This window comes from Microcystis sp. M179S2, assembly GCF_020245805.1.
Classification (GTDB): domain Bacteria; phylum Cyanobacteriota; class Cyanobacteriia; order Cyanobacteriales; family Microcystaceae; genus Microcystis; species Microcystis aeruginosa.
The window spans coordinates 1-3,971 of the sequence record NZ_JADBUE010000025.1 but is presented as its reverse complement, the minus strand read 5'-3'; the positions used below and the strand labels follow the sequence as shown (position 1 = coordinate 3,971).

Below are 3,971 nucleotides of genomic sequence, written 5' to 3'. Positions count from 1 at the left end.
TTCATACCTTTATCCCTATTCCTACCCATCCCGGTTTTGGAGTCTATTTTTTTCTCTCTTATCTTCCCTCAAAAACCCTATATATATGGGCGCACGGATTCCCATTATACATAAAGTATAAAGCAAGTCTCGGCATTTGTCAAGGGTTTTTAGAAAAAAGTTATTCGCTTTGATTTGGGAGATAATACTGGTGCTTTGGAGGATTTAAATATGGCTATTGCTCTCCAGTCTAACTATGCTGAAGCTTACTATAATCGAGGTTTAGTTAAGGAAAAAATGGGCGAGAAGAAAGAAGCGATTGCGGATGATCAATTAGCAATTAGTTATCAGCCTAATTATGGCGAAGCTTATTATAATTAGGCTCTTGCTACCTACGATGATAAAAATCCTAGTAGCCGAGTAGCGAGCCTTAACTCTTTGCAAAAAGCCGCTAATGCTTTGATAAAAACCGGTAATTTAGAACTGTATGAACGCACGGTAGAATGGATGCTAAAAATGCAGTAATTTGTCTAAAAAAATAAGCTCAGGTATGACATTCTCCGTCGCTTTAGTGCAGTAGGAGAGCGGGGAGAAGGGAGAAAAAGGCTGATAACTGATAACTGACGACCGGCTCCCCAAAACGAAAACTTCGTACCTCACCATGAAGATAGCTGCTATATCTAAAATCCTTATTCATCCCCTAAATAAGCTTCAATCACCGCGGGATTCTCCCTGACTGTGGCCGGGTCTCCCAAAGCGATTAACTTACCGAAATCTAACACGGCAATGCGATCGCATAATCCCATCACTAAAGGCACATGATGTTCGATTAACAGGACAGTTAAAGCTAAATTATCACGAATTTGTCGAATTAGCTGACTTAATGACCCCTTTTCGCTGGGATTCATCCCGGCTGCCGGTTCATCGAGGAGTAATAACTGGGGTTGCAAAGCTAAAGCGCGGGCGATTTCCAAGCGTCTTTGATCACCATAGGCTAAATTAGAGGCTTTCCGATTGCTTTGGTCAGTTAATCCGACTAAATCTAATAATTCCGCTGCTCTTTTATAGGTTTTTTCCTCCTCCCTTCTCGAAACCGGTAAACCGAAAATTCCCGTCCAGAGATTGGAGCTATTGTGAATATTACCAGCGATCGCCACATTTTCTAAAGCCGATAATTCACCAAATAAGCGCAAATTCTGGAAAGTCCTGGCAATTCCTGCCTGAGCGATCTGGTGAGGACGATAATTCGCCAGACTGTACCCTTGATAAATTAAATCACCACTCGATAGGGGGATTAAACCGGTGATCAGATTAAATAAAGTCGTTTTTCCCGCCCCATTGGGTCCAATTAAGCCAAAAATCTCGTTTTTTTGTACCTGAAAGGAAACCCCATCGACAGCGACTAATCCCCCAAATCGACGGGTTGCCCCCCGCACTTCTAATAAATTTGCCTGCATCCTTGTTAACAGATTAAATTAGTCGATTTTACTCCCTCAAGACTATTTAAAGTAAGCATTGCACCGACCAAAAAAATATTTGTCAGGAGATTTACCCTGAAAGAATCAGTTATCAAGATTTATCGGGCAGTTATTTTGATCGGGAAACATTTTACACAATCCCCACCAGATCAGCAAAACGGCTCACCACTACTAGCGAATCACTACCGATAACGAAAAACTGCCATAATTGCAGAAATGTCCTCATCTAGCCAAAAGGCGATCGCTATTGATGAAAAATGACGCTAAAATTATCGATCTCGTCATCCGGCTGTTTTTTCTCGGCCTGTTGTTATTTGCTGGTTTTACCCTGCTGCGTCCCTTCCTAACCATGATCCTCTGGGGAGCAATTCTAGCGATCGCTTGGTATCCGCTCTTTCTCTGGTTAAAAAAGTTACTCGCTGGCCGGGCGAAACTGGCCGCAGTTCTCCTCACCCTACTTTGTCTAGGAATTATTATCGGTCCGGTGAGTGGCATTGCAGCGGTTCTGGCGGGTAATCTGCGAACGATGGCCGAATATATCGATACTGGTGCGGTGCTGATTCCCCCTCCCCCCGCCGATGTGGCCACCTGGCCGCTGATCGGCGAAAGGATTGCCAGTCTCTGGCAGCAGGCATCGGATAACACGGGTCAATTTCTTCAACGCTTCGAGCCACAATTAAAAGAACTGGGGAAAATCTCCCTTTCTCTGGCCACCAGTACTGGTCTGACGGTGCTGAAATTTATCGCCTCGATTCTGATTGCGGCGGCCCTCACCCTCTCGGCTAAAAATCTGACTCACCTGATGAACCGGTTAGCGGAAAAGATTGCCCCAGGTCGAGGAATTGCGCTGGCCGGTCTTACCGCCTCCACCGTCCGCAATGTTAGCCGCGGTATTATTGGCGTTGCCATTATCCAGAGTCTTTTGATCGGCATCGGTTTAGTAACGGTGGGAACGCCTGCGGCCGGTTTATTAACTCTCCTCACCCTAATTTTGGGCATTCTCCAAATTGGCCCCGGTTTGATTGTCTTGGGGGCGCTCATTCACGCTTGGGTAACACTACCCAATTCCATCGCCCTCTTGTTTACCATCTGGATGATTCCCGCCACCTTGGTCGATAATTTCCTCAAACCGATCTTAATGGGGCGCGGCCTGCCCCTTCCCATGGTGGTGATTCTGCTAGGGGTGTTCGGGGGAGTGATCGCCTACGGGATTATTGGTTTATTCGTCGGGCCGGTTCTGCTCGGTCTTGGCTACGAGTTAGTCAGGGCTTGGATTGGCGAGGATAGCGCCGAACCAGTGGTAAATAGCCATGATCAGTCAATCTAAGGGCGGATATGTCTAATTTTTACCTTGAAAAGGCTCACCGGTTTGGTAGTTGTCATCCGTGGCCACTACCCTATTTTTACCCGGAGTCGCTATCCTCAGTTTGGTCGCTTATGCAGAAACTGAATAAAATGCGTAAATATCTCCTACAGAAATAATCTTTGGCCTGTAATCGCTAATCTTTGCTTCTCCTCTCATCCCTTAACCCCCCAAATGAGCATTGCCAAATTAATTATCTCGATCATCGCTCGACTTTTCCCAGGGGCAATTTTCTATCAACCGACAGGAGAGAAAATTATCGCTCTTACTATCGATGATCTACCCACTCCCAACGATCTGGAAGGAAAATCCACCGATCGCATTTTAGCAGCGATCGCCGCTCATAATCGAGAAAAAGCCAGCCCGGCAACTGCCGTCAAGGCGACTTTTTTTCTGATCACAGGACACCTGCAACCGAACTGCACCTTGATTGAGCGTCTAATCGCCCAAGGTCACGAAATCGGTAATCACGGCAGCCAAGATCTCCGCACCAGTCAACTGGCTGCCGACGCTTTTGCCAGTCAGTTTCGGGAAGCTAACGATATTTTAAGTCGTCTTGCCGGTCAAGTGCCGCGCTGGTATCGTCCCGGTCAAGCCTTCTATAATCAATCTATGCGCTCGTTTTTGGGTAAATTCCCTGGCTACGAGTCCCGATTTGCCCTCGCTTCCATGATCCCTTTAGATACCAGAAAAGGAACGAATCATCCTCAATTTACCACTTGGTATATCTCGCAATTTATTTTCCCTGGGGCGATTTTAGTGCTTCACGGTGGGTTCCCCGAAAGAGATGAGAATACGGCGATCGTACTGAAGAATTTATTAGCTAAATTACACGATCGAGGTTATCAGGTGGTGACTCTCAGCCAATTAGTTGATCACAAACGTTATTAGGTGACATTTTCTAGGCATTAAGGACAAGAAAAGATCGCCAATTCACAAAAAGAAAGAAGTTTTATTTGAGAATTTCTGCCTTCTTATTGTCAAAAATATTATCTAGGGCTGGCTGAATAAATGTGAAATATAGACTAGGTAAGGGTCTTAGGGTCTTTTTTTGCTCCCACAGGTGCAAGATTTTGAGAGAATCATGTTTCAAAACCTTACATCTTCATCGGCCCGCGTCCTGTAGGGGCGAAGCATTCGGGCATAACCTA

The 3,971-nt window shown here is 45.6% G+C and carries 3 protein-coding genes and 1 pseudogene; 3 read left to right on the top strand and 1 reads right to left on the bottom strand.

The genetic code is table 11. The annotated features are described in order from the left end of the window. Positions 1 to 159: 159 nt before the first annotated feature. Positions 160 to 504 (top strand): annotated as a pseudogene (locus IM500_RS01390) (tetratricopeptide repeat protein); the annotation flags it as partial. A gap of 164 nt (positions 505 to 668) precedes the next feature. Here IM500_RS01390 and IM500_RS01385 read toward each other — a convergent pair. Then, positions 669 to 1,436, bottom strand: coding sequence for an ABC transporter ATP-binding protein (locus tag IM500_RS01385; RefSeq protein WP_190722602.1), 768 nt, complete (start codon positions 1,434 to 1,436; stop codon positions 669 to 671). Positions 1,437 to 1,707: 271 nt separating this feature from the next. Between IM500_RS01385 and IM500_RS01380 the strand changes: the two genes are divergently transcribed. Next, complete coding sequence (locus tag IM500_RS01380; RefSeq protein ID WP_287737477.1) at positions 1,708 to 2,784, top strand: AI-2E family transporter; 1,077 nt, start codon at positions 1,708 to 1,710, stop codon at positions 2,782 to 2,784. A gap of 210 nt (positions 2,785 to 2,994) precedes the next feature. Then, positions 2,995 to 3,711: a polysaccharide deacetylase family protein gene (locus IM500_RS01375; RefSeq protein WP_190722604.1), complete on the top strand. Its 717-nt coding sequence runs from the start codon at positions 2,995 to 2,997 to the stop codon at positions 3,709 to 3,711. Positions 3,712 to 3,971: the final 260 nt, after the last annotated feature.

Coding starts and splice junctions, on each gene's coding strand:
- IM500_RS01375 (WP_190722604.1), top strand. CDS start 2,995: ATGAGCATTGCCAAATTAATTATCTCGATCATCGCTCGACTTTTCCCA.
- IM500_RS01380 (WP_287737477.1), top strand. CDS start 1,708: ATGAAAAATGACGCTAAAATTATCGATCTCGTCATCCGGCTGTTTTTT.
- IM500_RS01385 (WP_190722602.1), bottom strand. CDS start 1,436: ATGCAGGCAAATTTATTAGAAGTGCGGGGGGCAACCCGTCGATTTGGG.